This is a genomic window from Microbacterium sp. K27 (genome assembly GCF_004794435.1).
GTDB lineage: Bacteria > Actinomycetota > Actinomycetes > Actinomycetales > Microbacteriaceae > Microbacterium > Microbacterium maritypicum_A.
In genome coordinates this window covers 1-17,516 of record NZ_SSDK01000046.1, presented here as the reverse complement: position 1 = coordinate 17,516, position 17,516 = coordinate 1, and the positions used below count along the sequence as shown (strand labels likewise).

Genomic DNA, 17,516 nt, shown 5'->3' with positions numbered 1-17,516 from the left:
ACTGCGAGCAGTGACACGGGGTGCCGCGATCCGCGGCTGAGAACAGACCCGTCGAACCTGATCTAGTTCGTACTAGCGAAGGGATGTCGCGATGAGCGATCTTCTGCGTCCTGAATCCACCCACGACCTCGCCGGTTCCGCCGCGACCCTCCTGGAGGTGCTGCGCGAGGCTCCGCCGTTGACGCACTGCATCACCAATGCGGTCGTGACGGGATTCACCGCCAACGTGCTGCTGGCACTGGGCGCCGCACCCGCGATGGTCGACATCGTCGACGAGGCGGGGATGTTCGCCGGGGTCGCCTCCGGGGTGCTGATCAACCTGGGGACTCCCACGCCCGAGCAGCGGGCGGCGAGTCTGGAGGCGGTCGCCGGAGCCGCGGCGAACGGTACGCCTTGGGTTCTCGACCCGGTAGCTATCGGTGCGCTTCCGGTGCGCACCGCCCTCGCCCACCGGCTCGCGCAGCACCGACCGACCGCTATCCGCGGCAACGCCTCCGAGATCCTCGCCCTCGCCGGGCTCAGCACGGGCGGACGTGGGGTGGATGCCACCGACGCCACGGACTCCGCAGCCGATCCCGCCGCAACGCTCGCGCGGACCACGGGCGCGGTGGTCGCAGTGTCGGGGCCGATCGATCTCATCACCGACGGGGTGCGGATGCTGCGCCTCGCCAACGGCCACGAGCTGCTGACCCGCGTGACGGGAGGAGGATGCGCGCTCGGCGCGGTGATGGCGGCCTTCCTCGGTGCGGCCGAGGCGACGGATCACGATGCGCTGACCGCTGTGGCTTCCGCGAGCCTCGTCTACACGATCGCCGCCGAGCGGGCAGCGGCGACATCCGCGGGGCCGGGCAGCTTCGCCGTCGCCCTGCTGGATGCGCTCGCCGCGGTGGGCCCCGGCGACATCAGAGCCGATGCACGCGTCGAAGGCGGCGTCCGGTGAACGCCGATCTCTCGCTCTACCTCGTCACGGACGCGGCGCTCTGCGGGGACAGAGGCGTCGTCGAGACGGTGCGCCGAGCGGTCGACGGTGGGGTGCGGATCGTCCAATTGCGCGTTAAGGACGCGACCGACGCCGAGACGGTCGATCAGCTGATCGCGTTGTCGCGGGTGATCGACGGGCGGGCGCTGCTCGTCGTGAACGACCGGCTGGACGCCGTGGTCGCTGCCCGGGAACGGGGCGCTCGGGTCGACGGCGTGCATCTGGGACAGGGCGATGCCTCGGTGCTGCGTGCGCGTGAGGCGCTCGGACCCGACGCGCTGGTCGGCCTCACCGCGAACACTCGTGCGCATCTCGACGCGGTCGATGCTCTGCCCGCCGGCACCGTCGACTATCTGGGTGTCGGTGTGATCCGCCCGACCGCCACCAAACCCGATCACCCCGCTCCTCTCGGCGTCGACGGCTTCCGTGATCTCGTGGCGGCCAGCTCGCTGCCGTGCGTGGCGATCGGCGGCGTCGGCATCGATGACACGGAATCCCTCCGCGACGCCGGTGCGGCCGGGCTCGCCGTCGTCTCGGTGCTGTGCGCCGCCGACGATCCCGAGGCCACGGCAGCGGAGTTCCGCCGGCGCTGGCTCGCCGGCGCCGTGCCGCGGGTGCTCAGCATCGCCGGCAGCGATCCGTCCGGGGGCGCGGGCATCCAGGCCGACCTCAAGTCCATCGCCGCGAACGGCGGATACGGGATGGCGGTCCTCACTGCGCTGACGGCGCAGAACACGCAGGGAGTGCGTGCCGTGCATGTGCCGCCCGCGCACTTCCTCCGCGCGCAGCTGGATGCGGTGTCGGACGACATCGTGATCGACGCCGTGAAGATCGGGATGCTCGCCGACGCCGACGTCATCCGCGTCGTGGGTGCGTGGCTCGACCGCGTTCGTCCGCCGGTCGTCGTGCTCGACCCCGTTATGGTGGCGACCTCCGGCGATCGGCTGCTGGATCCGGATGCCGAGCGAGCGCTGCACGATCTCCTCGCGCGGGCGACTCTGGTGACCCCGAACCTCGCCGAGCTCGCAGTGCTGTCCGGCCGCGACGTCCTCGACTGGGAGGACGCGCTCTCCGCGGCGGAGCAGCTGTCGGCCGCGGTCGGGGCGGCTGTCCTGGTCAAGGGGGGACACCTCGACGGCGATTCGGCTCCGGATGCGCTGGTCGATGCGCATCGCGGGACGCGCCAAGAGTTCGCCGGCACCCGGATCCCGACCAGGAACACGCACGGCACTGGCTGTTCGCTGTCGTCCGCGCTCGCGACGCTCCTCGCGCGCGGGGAGCGGCCGGCCGATGCGGTCAGCGCCGCGCGCGCCTGGCTCCGCGAATCCCTGCGCGCAGGGGACGCGCTGAGCGTGGGGCGGGGTCACGGGCCGATCGACCACTTCGCCGGGCTCCGGGAGCGTGCGGGGACAGAGACTCGACCGGCGGCTGACGACATCGCCGAGGACTGGTGGCAGGACATCGCGGAGATCCGCGCGGGGATCGACGAACTCGCGTTCATCCGGGCGCTCGCCGAGGGGACGCTGGAGCGCGGCCCCTTCCTGACGTATCTCGCGCAGGACGCGCTGTATCTGCGCGAGTACGCCCGTGTCCTCGCCGAAGCCGCCCGGCTCGCGCCGACGTCGGAGGAACAGGCCTTCTGGGCCGATTCCGCGCACGGCTCGATCGTGGGTGAACTCGAGCTGCACGCGTCGTATCTGACCCCGGCTCAGGGAGTGAGCGCGGCGACGTTCGCCGCGGAGCCGGGGCCGGCGACCACCGCGTACCTCGACCACCTGCGCTCCGTCGCGTTCGGCGGCGACTACGGCGAGATCGTCGCGGCCGTCCTTCCCTGCTTCTGGCTCTACACCGACCTCGGCCGACGCCTGCATGCCGGAGAGTTCGGGGAGTACGCGCGGGATCCGCAGCATCCCTTCGCGTCCTGGCTCACGACGTACGCGGATCCGGCATTCGAGGCGGCGACGGAGAAGGCGATCACATACGCTTCCGGGGCCGCGGCCCAGGCCGATGCCCCGACCCGTGCGCGCATGCGCCGGGTGTTCGCGGTGTCGAGCGCACACGAGCTCGCCTTCTTCGCCGCGCCGATGGGGCTGCAGCCTCTCAGATGACGGGGTGGATTTGCGGTGGCCGCCGGGGCCGCGCTACTGTCGCGACATGCCTTCGGCCGCCACCGCTTCTCCGACGCTCGCTCCGAGCGTCATCGCTGTGCGCCGACGCCGCGGCCGCCGACTGTAGGCGACCCCGCCCTCCTGCCTGCGCACGCGCAGCGGTCGAGAGCCGGTGTCGCCGCCTCCGGCCCCGTCCCCGGTCCTCCCTTCGAGGAAGGACCCGACCGTTAAGGTAGAAGTATGACGTATTCCGTCGCCGTCTCCGGCGCATCCGGCTACGCAGGCGGCGAGATCCTCCGTCTCCTGGCCGATCATCCCGACATGGAGATCCGCACCGTCACGGCGCACTCGAACGCCGGGCAGCCTCTCGTCGACCACCAGCCGCATCTGCGCTCTCTGGCACACCTCACCCTGCAGGACACGACGCCCGAGATCCTCTCCGGCCATGACATCGTGTTCCTCGCACTCCCGCACGGGCAGTCGGGGCAGTACACCGATGCGCTCGGTGCGGCTCCGCTCGTGATCGATGCCGGAGCCGACCATCGGCTCACGTCGGCGTCCGCGTGGGAGGCGTTCTACGGCGGGGCGTTCCACGAGCCCTGGACATACGGCGTCCCCGAGCTCCTGATCGACGGGGTCAAGCAACGAGAGCACCTCCGCGGCGCGACGCGCATCGCGGCTCCCGGCTGCAACGCCTCGACCGTGAGTCTCAGCCTCGCGCCGGGCGTCGCCGCCGGCGTGATCGACCCCTCGGACATCGTCTCGGTGCTGGCGGTCGGTCCGTCCGGTGCGGGGAAGAGCCTCAAGACGAGTCTTCTCGGCAGCGAGATCCTCGGCACCGCGAACCCGTATGCGGTCGGGGGAACCCACCGGCACATACCGGAGATCCGTCAGGCGCTCGCCGCGGCATCGGGTATCGACGCCGACGGCATCCGTATCTCCTTCACTCCGGTGCTGGTGCCCATGTCGCGCGGAATCCTCGCCACGTCGACCGCACGGATCGCCGACGGCGTGACCGATGCGCAGATCCGCGATGCCTGGCAGAGCGCCTACGGCGACGAGACCTTCGTGCAGCTGCTGCCGGAGGGACGCTTCCCGCGCACGGCCGACGTGCTCGGCGCCAACACCGCGCTGATCGGGCTCGCGATCGATCGCGCCGCGAACCGGGTGACCGTGGTCACCGCGGTCGACAACCTCGTCAAGGGCACCGCCGGCGCTGCCATCCAATCCATGAACATCGCGCTGGGGCTTCCTGAGGCCCGCGCCCTCTCAGTGAACGGAGTCGCGCCGTGAGCGTCACCGCCCCCGCAGGTTTCGAGGCGGCCGGTGTGGCCGCAGGACTCAAGTCCACCGGCAAGCCCGATGTCGCCGTCGTCGTCAACCGCGGACCGCGCAAGGTCGGCGCCGCCGTCTTCACGAGCAACCGCGCCAAGGCCAACCCGATCATCTGGTCGCAGCAGGCTGTCGCCGACCGGGTGGTCGAGGCCGTCGTGCTCAACTCCGGCGGGGCGAACTGCTTCACCGGCGCTTTCGGATTCCAGACGACGCATCAGACGGCCGAGAAGGCGGCCGAGCTCCTCGGCGTCAGCGCCGGGGACGTGCTGATCTGCTCCACCGGTCTCATCGGCACAGGAGACGAGACGTTCCGTGCGCGTGTGCTCGCCGGCACGGAGCAGGCGATCGCCGAGCTCAGCGCTGATGGCGGAGAGAGCGCGGCGCACGCCATCATGACCACCGACACCGTCGCGAAGACCGCCGTGGTCAGCCGCGACGGCTGGACGATCGGTGGGATGGCGAAGGGAGCAGGAATGCTCGCGCCGGGCCTCGCCACGATGCTGGTCGTGATCACGACCGACGCCGTCCTCGAGCCGCTCCAGGCCGATGACGTGCTGCGCCGTGCGACAGGGCGGACCTTCGACCGGCTCGACTCCGACGGCTGCATGTCGACGAACGATCAGGTCACCCTCCTCGCCAACGGCGCCTCCGAGGTCGTGCCTGACCTCGACGACTTCGCCGCCGCGCTGGTCGAGCTGTGCCAGGAGCTCGCGGTCAAGCTGCAGGGCGATGCCGAGGGCGCGAGTCACGACATCACGATCGAGGTGCAGCACGCGGTCTCCGAGCAGGACGCCGTCGAGGTCGGCCGGTCGGTCGCCCGCAACAACCTCTTCAAGGCCGCCATCTTCGGCAACGACCCGAACTGGGGCCGTGTGCTCGCCGCGATCGGCACCACGAACGCGCAGTTCGATCCCTACGACGTCGACGTCTGGATGAACGGCGTCCGCGTCTGCACGGAGGGCGGCCCCGACCGTCCCCGTGAAGAGGTCGACCTCACGCCGCGCGCCACGCACCTCGTGATCGACCTCAAGGTGGGCGAGTCGACGGCGACCGTGCTCACGAACGACCTCACCCACGACTACGTGCACGAGAACAGCGCCTACGCCTCATGACCGACATCCAGGACACCCCGGCCGAAGTCGCCGCACAGAAGGCCACGACCCTCATCGAGTCGCTGCCGTGGCTGAAGAAGTTCCGCGACCAGATCGTCGTCATCAAGTACGGCGGGAACGCGATGGTGTCGGAGGAGCTGCAGGACGCCTTCGCGCAGGACATCGCCTACCTCCGTTACGTCGGCGTGCTGCCGGTCGTCGTGCACGGCGGCGGCCCGCAGATCTCGAACATGCTGCAGCGGCTCGAGATCCCCAGCGAGTTCAAGGGCGGCTACCGGGTCACCAACACCGAGGCGATTAGCGTCGTGCGCATGGTGCTCACCGGTCAGGTCAATCCGCAGCTGGTGTCCAAGATCAACTCGCACGGCCCGATCGCGACCGGCCTCAGCGGGGAGGACGCCGGACTCTTCGGCGGGCGCCGTCGCGGTGTCGTGATCGACGGCCAAGAGGTCGACCTCGGTCGCGTCGGCGATGTCGTCGAAGTCGATCCGACTCCCGTGCTCGACCATCTCGCCGCCGGGCGCATCCCGGTGGTGTCGAGCATCGCGCCTGATCTCGATCATCCCGGCCAGTCGCTCAACGTCAACGCCGATGCCGCCGCCGCGGCTCTCGCCGTGTCCTTGCATGCGCGCAAACTCGTGATCCTCACGGATGTGCCCGGGCTCTACGCCGACTGGCCGAACCGCGACTCCCTCGTCTCGCACCTGACCTCGTCGGCCCTCATCGAGATGCTGCCGAAGCTCGAGTCGGGGATGATCCCCAAGATGCGCGCCTGCCTCGACGCGGTCGAAGGCGGCGTGGACGCGGCCGCGATCATCGACGGACGGGTGCCGCATTCGGTGCTCGTCGAACTGTTCACCAGCAAGGGAATCGGGACCGAAGTGGTCCTGGGAAAGTCGGAGGTGACGGGATGACCGTCTGGCAGGACGACGCGGCACGCGATCTCGTGCTCAATGCGGGGGAGCGGCTCGCGCTGCTGGTCCGCGGTGAGGGCTCGTACCTGTGGGATGCCGACGGTCGACGCCACCTCGACTTCCTCGCCGGCATCGCGGTGACCTCCCTCGGGCACGCGCACCCGGCCTTCGTCGAGGCCGTCTCGACGCAGGCGGCCACACTCGCGCACGTGTCGAACTACTTCGCCACCCCGCCCCAGCTCGCACTCGCCGCACGCATCAAGCGTCTCGCGGGTGCCGGTATCGACGGGCGGGTGTTCTTCTCGAACTCGGGCGCCGAGGCCAACGAGGCCGCTTTCAAGCTCGCCCGGCTGCACGGGGGCACCGAGCGTCCGCGCATCCTCGCGCTCGAGAACGGCTTCCACGGACGCACCATGGGCTCGCTCGCTCTCACCGCGAAGGCATCGATGCGCGCGCCGTTCGAGCCGATGCCCGCGGGCGTCGAGCACATCCCCGCCACGATCGAGGCGTTGGAAGCGGCGATGGACGACCGCGTCGCCGCGATCATCGTCGAGCCGATCCAGGGCGAGGCCGGAGTGGTCGAGCTGCCGGAGGGCTACCTCGCCGCCGCCCGCTCGCTGACCCTCGCGCACGGCGCGCTCCTGATCGTCGACGAGATCCAGACCGGAGCCGGCCGCACCGGTGAGTGGTTCGGGTTCAGCCACGAGGGCATCATTCCCGATGCGATCACGCTCGCGAAGGGGATCGGCGGCGGTTTCCCGATCGGCGCGCTGGTCACCTACGGCAGCGCCAGCGCACTGTTCACCCCGGGGTCGCACGGCTCGACGTTCGGGGGCAACCCCCTGGCGACCGCTGTCGCCGACGCCGTGCTCGCCGAGATCGAGAGCGCCGGCCTGGTGGAGAACGCGGCCCGTCGCGGCGCGGAGCTGCGCGAGATCATCCTCGGGATCGACTCCCCACTGGTCGAGGGCGTGCGCGGACGTGGTCTGCTCGTGGGCGTCGCGCTCACCGCTCCGGTGGCCGGTGCCGTCGTCGCGGCCGCACAGGAGCGCGGTCTCATCGTCAACGCCGCCAACCCCGAGACGGTGCGCATCGCGCCCGCTCTCACCATCGGCGACGCCGAACTCGCCGAGTTCCGCGAGCTGTTCACGGCCGCTCTCGCCGACGTCCAGGCCTCTGTAGCCGGAAAGGTATCCGCATGACCCGCCACCTGCTGCGTGACGATGACCTGACCCCCGCCGAGCAGGCGGAGATCCTCGACCTCGCCATCGAACTGAAGAAGGACCGCTGGGCCGACAAGAGCCTGGCCGGTCCTCAGACGGTCGCGGTCATCTTCGACAAGTCCTCCACGCGCACCCGTGTCTCGTTCGCGGTGGGCATCGCCGACCTCGGCGGCTCGCCGCTGATCATCTCGACCGCGAGCAGCCAGCTCGGCGGCAAAGAGACGCCGTCCGACACCGCGCGCGTCCTCGAGCGCCAGGTCGCGGCCATCGTGTGGCGCACCTATGCGCAGTCCGGGCTCGAAGAGATGGCCGAAGGCACGAGGGTGCCCGTCATCAACGCGCTCTCCGACGACTTCCACCCGTGCCAGCTGCTCGCCGATCTGCTGACGATCCGCGAGCACAAGGGAGATCTGAAGGGGCTCACGCTCACGTTCCTCGGCGACGGACAGAGCAACATGGCGCACTCGTACGCCCTCGCCGGTGTGACGGCGGGCATGCACGTGCGCATCGCGTCGCCGGAGGACTACGCGCCCCGCGCGGATGTCATCGAGGCCGCGGATCGCCGCGCTGCCGAGACCGGTGGCTCGATCACGCTCTACACCGACCCGGTCGAGGCTGCCGCCGGTGCCGACGTCGTGGTGACCGATACATGGGTCTCGATGGGCAAGGAGGAGGAGAAGCTCGCACGTATCCGCGATCTCGGCGGCTACAAGGTCACCCCCGAGACGATGACGCTCGCCGACCCCGAGGCGATCTTCATCCACTGCCTCCCTGCCGATCGCGGCTATGAGGTCGACTCCAGCGTGATCGACGGGCCGCAGAGCGTGGTCTGGGATGAGGCGGAGAACCGTCTGCACGCGCAGAAGGCCCTCCTGGTCTGGCTCCTCGGCAAGAAGGACGCGTGATGAGCGAACCGACACACGAAGGCACCAACGAGGGCGCGCTCTGGGGCGCCCGCTTCGCCACGGGCCCGTCGCCGGAACTGGTCGAGCTGAGCCGTTCCACGCACTTCGACTGGATCCTCGCGCCGTACGACATCGCCGGCTCGCATGCACATGCCACGGCGCTCGAAGCTGCCGGATACCTCGAACCCGACGAGGCACGACGGATGCACGAGGGGCTGGATGCCGTGGCGCGCAAGGTCGCCGACGGCACGCTGCGACCGGTGCCGACCGACGAGGACGTGCACGGTGCGCTCGAGCAGGCGTTGATCGCCGAGCTCGGGCCGGAGCTGGGCGGGCGCCTGCGCGCCGGTCGCAGCCGCAACGACCAGATCGCCACCCTCGTGCGCATGTACCTGATCGATCATGCGCGGGTGATCGCCCGTGACATCCTGCGGGTGATCGACGCGCTGGTGGCCCAGGCCGAAGCGCATCCCGCCGCGATCCTGCCCGGACGCACGCACCTGCAGCATGCGCAGCCGGTGCTGCTCGCCCATCACCTGCAGGCCCACGGTTGGCCGCTGGTGCGCGAACTCGAACGCCTCGTGGACTGGCGGCGTCGTGCCGGCGTCTCACCGTACGGCGGGGGAGCGCTGGCCGGTTCCACGCTCGGTCTCGATCCGACGCTCGTGGCGACGGAGCTGGGTCTGGACCGCCCGGCCGAGAACTCCCTCGACGGCACCGCGGCCCGCGACGTCGTGGCGGAGTTCGCGTTCATCACGGCGATGACCGGTGTCGACATCTCGCGCCTCTCCGAGGAGATCATCCTCTGGAACACCCGCGAGTTCGGTTTCGTCACGCTCGACGATGGCTACTCCACGGGTTCGAGCATCATGCCGCAGAAGAAGAATCCCGACATCGCCGAGCTCGCTCGCGGCAAGTCGGGTCGCCTCATCGGCAACCTCTCCGGTCTGCTGGCCACGCTCAAGGGCCTTCCGCTCGCGTACAACCGCGATCTGCAGGAGGACAAGGAGCCCGTGTTCGACTCGGTTCAGACCCTCGAGGTGGTGCTCCCCGCCTTCGCGGGCATGATCGCGACGCTGCGTTTCGACACCGAACGGATGGCAGCTCTGGCTCCGCAGGGCTTCTCTCTCGCGACGGATGTCGCGGAATGGCTGGTGAAGCGCCGGGTGCCCTTCCGTGATGCCCATGAGATCTCGGGTGCGCTCGTGCGTGCGTGCGAGGAGCAGGGGATCGGGCTGGAGGATGCCTCCGACGAGCTGTTGCTGTCGGTGTCGCCGCATCTCGTGCCCGAGGTGCGCGAAGTCCTGACGATCGAGGGTTCGGTCGCATCGCGCACCGGCGCCGGGGGGACCGCCCCTGTGCGGGTCGCGGAGCAGCGTGCCGAGCTGGTCTCGCGCGCGCAGGCCGCCGCCCACGCCCTCGGCCTCTAGCCGAAGGCGTCGGCGGCCGGTCCGCGGCGGTTTAGTGCAGCTCGGCGTCGGCCGCCGACCGCTCCCAGCGGGTGAAGCGGACGGTGAGTCCGGCCCGGGTGGGCGCCGCGAGGAAGGGGCCGGCTGCAGCTGCGGACTGCCCGTCGAACGGCGCGACCCGCACCAGTCGCCATGGTCCGTCGTCGGCGCGGGCACGCACGATCACGGAGTCCGCCCAGCGGCTGACACGCACCGTGATCTCGCTCTCGAACCATTCGTCGACGTGGCCGACCGACCAGTCGGAGCCTCCCGCGGTGACCACGGCGCCGAGCCCGAGGTGATCATCGGCGTATTCCAGGCCGGTCTTGACCCAGTGCTCGTCGTCGATGCGCACGAATACGCCCGCCTGGTCGAACTGCCCGTCCCACGGGGCCCGGAAAGCGACCTCCATGGCCTCGCCCACCGCGAGCGGGGCGAGGAGAGCGTGCTCGTTATCGTGCACGAAGCCGTAGGCGGTGTGCCGCCAGGCATCGCTGCCTTCCACGGCGGTGATGTCGAGCGGAGCCGAACCGTCGGGGAGGGTGGACGGGGAGGCGGGGGCGTTGGTCCAGGTGCCCTGAGACCAGGGGATCATGTGCGATTCAGGCATGTTCTCAAGATATAGCCGATAAGCGCATAAGTCGAGCATTATTCGTGTTATGGTTATGCCATGGTCATCGCGGTACTCGCTGACATCGTGGGGTCTCGCCGACTCGACGATCGCACCGCCGCGCAACGCGTCCTCGACGACACCATAGCCGCGGTGGAGGTCGACCTCCCGCTGGCGACGCAGCCGCTCACGCCCACCGTAGGAGACGAGCAGCAGGGTGTCTACCGCGATCTGAGCGACGCGATGGTGTCGCTGCTGATGATCCAGCTGCGATTGCCCGACGGCATCGCCTTCCGCTTCGGCATCGGTGTGGGGGAGGTGCGTCCTGTCGAGTCGGTCCATCGCGAGCTCGCCGACGGACCGGGGTGGTATGCGGCCCGCGCGGCGATCGAGACCGTGCACGCCCGTGAGGGTCGCGCCGTGCCGCGCACGAGATCCTGGATTGTCGGAGCCCCGGGGCAAGATGAGGTCATGGAGAGCACGATCGCCGCATCGAACGCCTATCTCCTCGTCCGCGACGAGGTGGTCGGCGCGATGAGCGAGCGGGAACGACGGCTCACCTACGGTCGTCTGCTCGGTCGATCGCAGCAGGAGCTCGCGACCGAAGAGGGGATCACACAGCCCAGCGTTTCGAAGTCGCTGCGCACAGCGGGTACGGCCGCACTCATCGAGGGCGTCGCCGCGCTCCGAGGCGAGCGCGCATGATCGTCGCCGGATTCATCCTGCTGGCGGTCGGCGCCGCCGACCTGGTGCGTCAGTTCGCACCGCGCCGTTGGATCGGGTATCTCTCCGTCGCTGTCATCCTGCTCCTGCTCGGCAGCGTCAGCGACGCGCTCCTTCCCATGGTGCTCGCGATCGTCGTCGGTGCCCTCTGGGTGTGGTGCATGCCCACCGGACGCCCCGCCCCGCTGGGGTTCTGGCCCGCCGTGCTGCTCGCGGTCGTGAGCGTCGGCGCCGTCGTCGGGCTCGGTGCCCGTGCCGACGCCGGTCTGATCGGCGCGATCTGGCACCTCCGATCGCCGTTCGGTGAGGTCCCCTTCGACCTCGCGCTGCTGGCGCTGGGGGCCGGGGTCTTCCTCCTCGAGTCTTCGAATCTCGTGGTGCGTGCGGCGCTCGACGGGGAGCACACCTGGCTCCCGGCGGACCCGGCGGACCCGGCAGACCCGGCAGCGAGCGCGTCGAGGGGGACTGTCGCGGCCGCCGAGACCCCGGTGGCTTCCGAGACGGTCGATGGTGTCTCCGACGACGCCACGGAGGATGCTGTCGCGATGTCGGCGACGCTCCCGGTGGCAGCGCCCCGAGATCCGCGCAGCGGATTCAAGGGCGGACGACTGATCGGACCGCTGGAGCGCATCCTCGTCCTGATCCTCACTCTCGCTGCGGCCTATCCGATCCTGGCCGCGATGCTCGCGGCGAAGGGCATCGTCCGATTCCCGGAGATCTCGCGCGACGGCGAGACCGGGGCCCGCGCGGAGTACTTCCTCGTCGGCAGCCTGGTGAGCTGGGTGATCGCCCTCGGCGCCGCGTTCCTCGTGTGGTGGGCCGCGCACAGCTGACGGCAGTTCAGCCTCTCGACCGGTACCAGTCCAGCTTCTCCACCAGACGCCGCTGCTGCGCGAGAACGTCGGCGAGTTTCTTCTCGACCGTCGCGGCGTGCTCCTCGAGGAGCGCTATCCGCTCGGGGACGGTGTCCTCGCGTTGGCAGAGCCGGCCGTAGCGACGCAGGCGTTCCACGGGCATGCCCGTCTCGCGAAGGCACTTGAGGAACTCCAGAAGTCCGAGCTCGGTGTCGGTGTACGCCCGATGTCCGCCCGCAGTGCGGGACACGGCGGGCAGGATGCCCTCGCGCTCGTAGTACCGGAGCGTGTCGATGCTGAATCCGGAGCGTGCCGCAGCCTCCGCCGGCGTGTAGGTGGTCATGAACCGAGCATAGGACTTGACCTGGAGCGCACTCCAGGTTGCACAGTGAGGTCATGACCAACCGGAACGCCTCTGCATCCCCGCTCGTCCTCGGAGCGATGTCCTTCGGCACGCTCGTCGACGAGGAGACCTCATTCGCACTGCTCGACCGCTTCGTCGAGCGCGGCGGCATCTGGATCGACACCGCCGACTGCTACAGCTTCTGGGTGAGCGACACGGGGCAGGGGGGAGCCTCCGAGGAGGTTCTCGGACGCTGGCTCGCGGCGCGACCGCAGGCGCGAGCACAGGTCCGCATCTCGACGAAGGTCGGTGCCGAACCCCTGTGGCCCGGGTCCTGGCCCGAACATCGGACAGGGCTCTCCCCGCGAGCCGTCCGCGCTGCTGTCGACGGGAGCCTCGCGCGTCTGGGCGTCGACAGGATCGACCTGCTGTGGCTGCACCAGGAGGATCGGGCCGTCGCGATCGAGGAGACCGTGGACGCTCTCGCGGCGCTCACCGCAGACGGCACCGTGAGCCGCGTCGGTGCCTCGAACCACCCGGCCTGGCGCATCGAGCGCGCCCGTGCGCACGCCAGGTCCATCGGCAGCGTTCCCATCGACGCGTTCCAGTTGAACAGCACGTACCTGCGCACGCGACCGGGAACGCTTCCCCCCGGGGTCGCCCATCCTTTCGGTGTGTTGAGCGATGAGCAGCGCGACTTCGCCCTGGCGAACGGGCTCGAGATCTGGGCGTACACGCCCCTGCTCTCGGGGGCCTATGACAATCCCGCGAAGCCCGTGCCCCCGGTGTACGACCATCCCGGAACCGCAGGTCGGCTCGCGGTGCTGGGCGAGGTCGCGGCGGCGCGAGGGCTCGGACGGGGGCAGATCGTGCTGGCCTGGCAGCTGGCCCGCGGCATCCGCCCGATCCTCGGCGGCAGCAGGGTCGATCAGCTCGACGTCGCGATGGATGCCGCGTCGATCTCTCTGTCTGCGGACGAGATCACTCTTCTCGACGGGCCGGTGTGAGTCGTTTCGCCGGTGCGCTGCGCTGATAGCCTGGAGCGCGTGTCAACTCCCGCTCTGACGACCGCACCCCAGGCGATCGATCCCACGTTCGAGAACGTGTGGGACGAACTCGTGTGGCGTGGTCTGGTCCATGTGTCCACCGACCAGGAGGCGCTGCGCGCCCTGCTCGCGGGAGACCCCATCACGTATTACTGCGGGTTCGATCCGACGGCTCCCAGCCTGCACCTGGGCAACCTCGTGCAGCTGTTGACGCTGCGCCGCATCCAGCTCGCCGGCCACAAGCCCCTCGGCCTCGTCGGCGGCTCGACCGGACTCATCGGAGATCCGCGCCCCACGGCCGAGCGCACGCTGAACACTCGGGAGACGGTCGAGGACTGGGTCGGTCGCCTGCGCACGCAGGTCGAGCGCTACCTCAGCTTCGAGGGCGACAACGCCGCCCGCATCGTGAACAACCTCGACTGGACGGCCCCGCTGAGCGCGATCGACTTCCTGCGCGAGATCGGCAAGTACTTCCGTGTCGGCACGATGCTCAAGAAGGATGCGGTCGCCGCGCGCCTGAACTCCGACGAGGGCATCAGCTACACCGAGTTCAGCTACCAGATCCTGCAGGGCATGGACTTCCTCGAGCTGTACCGGCAGTACGACTGCGTGCTGCAGACCGGCGGCTCGGATCAGTGGGGCAATCTCACCAGTGGTACCGACCTCATCCGTCGTGCCGAGGGAGCGTCGGTGCATGCCATCGGCACGCCGCTCATCACGAACAGCGACGGCACCAAGTTCGGCAAGAGCGAGGGCAATGCCATCTGGCTCGATGCCGACATGTGCAGCCCGTACCGGATGTACCAGTTCTGGCTGAGCACGACCGACGCCGACGTGATCGATCGCCTGAAGGTGTTCACCTTCCTCGGCAGAGCCGAGATCGAGGAATATGCCGAACTCGTGGCGACCGAGCCGTTCCGTCGGGCTGCGCAGAAGCGGCTCGCCCTCGAGGTCGTCGCGACGGTGCATGGTGTCGAGGCGACTGCGGCCGTGATCGCCGCGTCCGAGGCACTGTTCGGGCAGGGTGATCTGACCGCGCTCGATGCCGGCACGCTGCGCACCGCTCTGGAGGAGCTTCCGAACGCGACGGTCGCTCTCGGTGCACCGGTGGTCGAGGTCTTGGTGTCGACCGGTCTGGTGGCGAGCCTGTCCGAAGCCAGGCGTGCGATCACGCAGGGTGGCGTCACTCTCGACGGCGAACGGGTCGAAGACGAGACAGCCGCGGTCCAGGGCACCCTTCCCGGAGGAGTCTCCGTGCTCCGCCGCGGCAAGAAGACCCTCGCCGGCGTCTTCCTCGGCTGAGTCCCCGGCTGTCGGCAGCAGAGGTCTTCGGGTAGCAGGGTCGGATGCCGTTCACCGCCAGTCACGCTTTGGTCGCGCTGCCGTTCGTCCGCACGCCGCTGGTGTCGGCGGCGATCGCGATCGGCGCGATGGCGCCTGACCTGCCACTGTTCGTGCGGGGTGTCGGACTGAACTACTCGTTCACGCATACGTTCGGCAACGTCGTGTGGACCGCGCTGCTCGCGTTCGCACTGTTCCTGATCTGGCGGGTCGTCTTGCGTCCGGCGGTTCCCGAACTCGGTCCGCTGTGGGTGGCGCGGCGGCTGCCCGAGGACTGGACCGATCGCGGGGCCACGGCAGCACGAGCGGCGGTCGGCATCGGTCAGAAGCGCGCGTATCCGGTCCTGCTCGCCGCGTCGCTCGTGATCGGGGTGCTCTCGCACATCGTGTGGGACCTCTTCACGCACGAGGGACGATGGGGCGTCGGTCTGATTCCCGGGCTCGATGAGATGTGGGGTCCGCTCCCCGGTTTCAAGTGGCTTCAGCACGGGTCGAGCCTGGTGGGCCTCGCCATCATCGGTGTCTGGGCGCTCCTGTGGCTGCGTCGGCAGGCTCCGCGTCGCGCAATCACGCAGTCGGTACCCACCTGGCTGCGTGTGTCATGGTGGGTGTCGCTTCCCGTGATCCTGCTCGCCGCCTGGGTCGGTGGACTCGTCGTCTTCGGTCCGCTCGACGCGGAGTTCACCGTCCAGCACCTCGCCTACCGGGTTCTTCCTCCGGCATGTGCGCTGTGGGGCGCGATCACGTTCGTCCTCTGCGTCGCGCTGTCGGTGCGCGGCCGTCACCAGACGGGCTGATCCGATCCCCAGGGATGCGGGGCCCGGAACTCGAAACCCGGCAGAGCGGGTCGCGCCGTCACGAGGGCGCTCCCGTCGACATCGAATCGCGCGAGGTGCGGCCGAACGTCGAACTCGACCTCGGCTGCGGGGTCTCCACGGCGCGGCATCCCGAGCAGCTCCGCGGCGATGCGACGCAGTGACGTGCGCACGATCCGTGACCCTCCCTCCCGTGACCGCCGCCTGAGCAGCGTGGTCACCGCGGCGGCGAGAAGATACCCGGCGCTGTGATCGAGGGCCTGCGCCGGGAGCGCTCCTGGACGCCCGCCTTCCGCGGACTCGATGCGCGAGATGCCGGATTCGGCCTGCACGAGGCTGTCGAAGCCGGCGCGGTTCGGACTCTCCGTACCCCAGGCGCTGAGTTGCGCGACGATGAGCCCAGGGTGTCGGCGCGCGAGCAGCTCCGGATGCAGCCCGAGTCTGTCGAGAGCGGCCGGTCGGTAGCCGAGGACCACGGCATCGGCTTCGGCCAGCAACTCCTGGAGTCGGGCACTGCGTGCGTCGAGTATGGCGGATCGTTTGCCGTGGCCGGTATCGAGATGCTGCCACGCCGGTTCCGGCAGATGCGGGGGATCGATGCGCAAGACGTCGGCGCCGAGAAGAGCGAGGGTCCGCGTGCAGACCGGCCCCGCGATGACGCGCGTCAGATCGAGCACGCGCATGCCGCTCAGGGGGAGGGAACCGGGTGACGTCGCCGTGAGCTCCGATCGACGGGGGTGCGAGGCGGATTCCTCATCCACCCGGCTGACCTCGAGGAGTGGTCGTTCGCGCAGTGCCCGATCGACGGCGGGCCTCTCGACGGCGACAGGAACAGCCAGACCGCCGGCGGATGTGATGTCGGAGACGGCCGTCGATGTCCTCCGCTCCGCGAGTGCAACACGAACGGCAGCCGGATCGGTGTCTTCTCGCAGGTGGAGTCCCGCACGCAGCGCGGCAGCGTGATGCGGGTAGTTCCCGTGCGTGCGGACCCATCCGTCGGTGGTCTCCCAGAACCCGGAGTACGGGGACCAGACCGGGGGAGCGTCGCCATCGATCGTGAGCACGCGGTCGCTCCGGTAGGCGATGGCGACGCGGGCCGGATCCAGCGAGACGGGGGAACAGCCAGCCGCGAGAACCGCCGCGCTGACGCTCGCCCACGCCAGCGTGCCGGTGGCCAGTCGGGAGGGAAGCGGGACAGTCGGGGGAGGCGGGAGCACCGTCGAGCCACGGTCGATCCCGAGTTCACGCCGCACGCGATCGAGCAGCGCGGCGCCCGCGTCACCATTCCCCGAGGCTTCATCGTGCGGGGGAACGACCGGGCGGAAATCCGCAGATGCAGGCATGGCGCGATCGTACTCCCGACCCCCACAGAGGGCGGAAACTACTCCTGATCCGGCGGAAACATGGGAGAGAGCACCAGCGACACGCCCGGGTGGTGTGGCCCGATTTGCCAGAACCCCGAGATCCACGTAACTTATTACTTGTTCGCCCCACAGGGACGCGGAGGAGCCAAGAGCTTCACCCCCCTCAAGCGGAGAACCACTCCCGATCCACTCTCACTTGAGAGATCAGGCGCTTGCGTCTAGGATAGGGACTCCACCTCTTCTGCGGCTGTCATCAGCTGCGCTGCGGATCTTCGATCCGCGCGGCGCGCCGATTTGACAAGCAAGAGAGAGTGGGTAAGATAGAGAAGTTGCCCTTCGGGCCTGGCTGTGATGGCTGGGTCGTGGGAGCATCCGATCCTTGAGAACTCAACAGCG

Annotated in this window: 16 protein-coding genes and 1 riboswitch; of the genes, 13 read left to right on the top strand and 3 right to left on the bottom strand. The window is 69.5% G+C overall.

The window, feature by feature from the left end:
- Positions 1 to 6 precede the first annotated feature (6 nt).
- Positions 7 to 101, top strand: a riboswitch (TPP riboswitch).
- From thiM to argH, 8 genes are all read left to right on the top strand, one after another.
- Entirely contained in the window at positions 92 to 940 is an 849-nt protein-coding gene (gene thiM, locus DW307_RS15770; RefSeq protein WP_136025187.1) for a hydroxyethylthiazole kinase, read from the top strand. It overlaps the preceding riboswitch by 10 nt.
- Complete coding sequence (locus tag DW307_RS15765; RefSeq protein ID WP_136025186.1) at positions 937 to 3,087, top strand: bifunctional hydroxymethylpyrimidine kinase/phosphomethylpyrimidine kinase; 2,151 nt, start codon at positions 937 to 939, stop codon at positions 3,085 to 3,087. Before thiM ends, DW307_RS15765 begins: the two co-directional genes overlap by 4 nt.
- 240 nt (positions 3,088 to 3,327) lie before the next feature.
- The gene (gene argC / locus DW307_RS15760) at positions 3,328 to 4,380 is read left to right on the top strand and encodes an N-acetyl-gamma-glutamyl-phosphate reductase (protein WP_136025185.1); all 1,053 of its coding nucleotides are present in this window, start codon (positions 3,328 to 3,330) and stop codon (positions 4,378 to 4,380) included.
- Positions 4,377 to 5,534 (top strand): bifunctional glutamate N-acetyltransferase/amino-acid acetyltransferase ArgJ, encoded by a 1,158-nt coding sequence (argJ, locus tag DW307_RS15755; RefSeq protein WP_136025184.1) that lies wholly within the window; start codon positions 4,377 to 4,379, stop codon positions 5,532 to 5,534. The genes argC and argJ overlap by 4 nt, the downstream gene beginning before the upstream one ends.
- Positions 5,531 to 6,448 (top strand): acetylglutamate kinase, encoded by a 918-nt coding sequence (gene argB, locus DW307_RS15750; RefSeq protein WP_029265642.1) that lies wholly within the window; start codon positions 5,531 to 5,533, stop codon positions 6,446 to 6,448. The genes argJ and argB overlap by 4 nt, the downstream gene beginning before the upstream one ends.
- Positions 6,445 to 7,650, top strand: coding sequence for an acetylornithine transaminase (locus tag DW307_RS15745; RefSeq protein WP_136025183.1), 1,206 nt, complete (start codon positions 6,445 to 6,447; stop codon positions 7,648 to 7,650). Before argB ends, DW307_RS15745 begins: the two co-directional genes overlap by 4 nt.
- Positions 7,647 to 8,576: an ornithine carbamoyltransferase gene (gene argF, locus DW307_RS15740; RefSeq protein WP_021199752.1), complete on the top strand. Its 930-nt coding sequence runs from the start codon at positions 7,647 to 7,649 to the stop codon at positions 8,574 to 8,576. The genes DW307_RS15745 and argF overlap by 4 nt, the downstream gene beginning before the upstream one ends.
- Entirely contained in the window at positions 8,576 to 10,006 is a 1,431-nt protein-coding gene (gene argH, locus DW307_RS15735) for an argininosuccinate lyase (protein WP_136025182.1), read from the top strand. Before argF ends, argH begins: the two co-directional genes overlap by 1 nt.
- Before the next feature lie 31 nt (positions 10,007 to 10,037).
- Here the strand turns inward: argH and DW307_RS15730 are convergent, their stop codons facing one another.
- Positions 10,038 to 10,634 (bottom strand): DUF1349 domain-containing protein, encoded by a 597-nt coding sequence (locus DW307_RS15730; protein ID WP_029260622.1) that lies wholly within the window; start codon positions 10,632 to 10,634, stop codon positions 10,038 to 10,040.
- 60 nt (positions 10,635 to 10,694) lie between these two features.
- Between DW307_RS15730 and DW307_RS15725 the strand changes: the two genes are divergently transcribed.
- Positions 10,695 to 11,339 carry a SatD family protein gene (locus tag DW307_RS15725; RefSeq protein WP_029260623.1) on the top strand — a complete coding sequence of 215 codons (645 nt, stop codon included), beginning with the start codon at positions 10,695 to 10,697 and terminating at the stop codon, positions 11,337 to 11,339.
- The gene (locus DW307_RS15720) at positions 11,336 to 12,190 is read left to right on the top strand and encodes a hypothetical protein (protein WP_136025181.1); all 855 of its coding nucleotides are present in this window, start codon (positions 11,336 to 11,338) and stop codon (positions 12,188 to 12,190) included. The genes DW307_RS15725 and DW307_RS15720 overlap by 4 nt, the downstream gene beginning before the upstream one ends.
- A gap of 7 nt (positions 12,191 to 12,197) precedes the next feature.
- Here DW307_RS15720 and DW307_RS15715 read toward each other — a convergent pair whose 3' ends face one another.
- Positions 12,198 to 12,554, bottom strand: coding sequence for a MerR family transcriptional regulator (locus DW307_RS15715; RefSeq protein ID WP_136025180.1), 357 nt, complete (start codon positions 12,552 to 12,554; stop codon positions 12,198 to 12,200).
- 53 nt (positions 12,555 to 12,607) lie between these two features.
- Here DW307_RS15715 and DW307_RS15710 point away from each other — a divergent pair, with 53 nt between their 5' ends.
- Genes DW307_RS15710 through DW307_RS15700 form a run of 3 tightly spaced genes read left to right on the top strand, consistent with a single transcriptional unit; the run spans position 12,608 to position 15,738 of the window.
- On the top strand, positions 12,608 to 13,561 hold the full coding sequence (locus DW307_RS15710) for an aldo/keto reductase (protein ID WP_136025179.1): 954 nt from the start codon (positions 12,608 to 12,610) through the stop codon (positions 13,559 to 13,561).
- A 39-nt stretch (positions 13,562 to 13,600) separates the two neighbouring features.
- Positions 13,601 to 14,902 carry a tyrosine--tRNA ligase gene (gene tyrS, locus DW307_RS15705; protein WP_029265636.1) on the top strand — a complete coding sequence of 434 codons (1,302 nt, stop codon included), beginning with the start codon at positions 13,601 to 13,603 and terminating at the stop codon, positions 14,900 to 14,902.
- Between the two features lie 44 nt (positions 14,903 to 14,946).
- The gene (locus tag DW307_RS15700) at positions 14,947 to 15,738 is read left to right on the top strand and encodes a DUF4184 family protein (RefSeq protein WP_136025178.1); all 792 of its coding nucleotides are present in this window, start codon (positions 14,947 to 14,949) and stop codon (positions 15,736 to 15,738) included.
- Here DW307_RS15700 and DW307_RS15695 read toward each other — a convergent pair.
- Positions 15,723 to 17,099 (bottom strand): CoA transferase, encoded by a 1,377-nt coding sequence (locus tag DW307_RS15695; RefSeq protein WP_136025177.1) that lies wholly within the window; start codon positions 17,097 to 17,099, stop codon positions 15,723 to 15,725. The two genes, DW307_RS15700 and DW307_RS15695, sit on opposite strands and share 16 nt — an antisense overlap.
- Positions 17,100 to 17,516 lie beyond the last annotated feature (417 nt).

Bases quoted from the DNA above. Each gene is read 5' to 3' on its own strand.
- DW307_RS15730 (WP_029260622.1), bottom strand. From the start codon at position 10,634: ATGCCTGAATCGCACATGATCCCCTGGTCTCAGGGCACCTGGACCAAC.
- DW307_RS15745 (WP_136025183.1), top strand. From the start codon at position 6,445: ATGACCGTCTGGCAGGACGACGCGGCACGCGATCTCGTGCTCAATGCG.
- argF (WP_021199752.1), top strand. From the start codon at position 7,647: ATGACCCGCCACCTGCTGCGTGACGATGACCTGACCCCCGCCGAGCAG.
- DW307_RS15710 (WP_136025179.1), top strand. From the start codon at position 12,608: ATGACCAACCGGAACGCCTCTGCATCCCCGCTCGTCCTCGGAGCGATG.
- DW307_RS15720 (WP_136025181.1), top strand. From the start codon at position 11,336: ATGATCGTCGCCGGATTCATCCTGCTGGCGGTCGGCGCCGCCGACCTG.
- DW307_RS15725 (WP_029260623.1), top strand. From the start codon at position 10,695: ATGGTCATCGCGGTACTCGCTGACATCGTGGGGTCTCGCCGACTCGAC.
- argB (WP_029265642.1), top strand. From the start codon at position 5,531: ATGACCGACATCCAGGACACCCCGGCCGAAGTCGCCGCACAGAAGGCC.
- thiM (WP_136025187.1), top strand. From the start codon at position 92: ATGAGCGATCTTCTGCGTCCTGAATCCACCCACGACCTCGCCGGTTCC.
- DW307_RS15695 (WP_136025177.1), bottom strand. From the start codon at position 17,099: ATGCCTGCATCTGCGGATTTCCGCCCGGTCGTTCCCCCGCACGATGAA.
- DW307_RS15715 (WP_136025180.1), bottom strand. From the start codon at position 12,554: ATGACCACCTACACGCCGGCGGAGGCTGCGGCACGCTCCGGATTCAGC.
- argH (WP_136025182.1), top strand. From the start codon at position 8,576: ATGAGCGAACCGACACACGAAGGCACCAACGAGGGCGCGCTCTGGGGC.
- DW307_RS15700 (WP_136025178.1), top strand. From the start codon at position 14,947: ATGCCGTTCACCGCCAGTCACGCTTTGGTCGCGCTGCCGTTCGTCCGC.
- argC (WP_136025185.1), top strand. From the start codon at position 3,328: ATGACGTATTCCGTCGCCGTCTCCGGCGCATCCGGCTACGCAGGCGGC.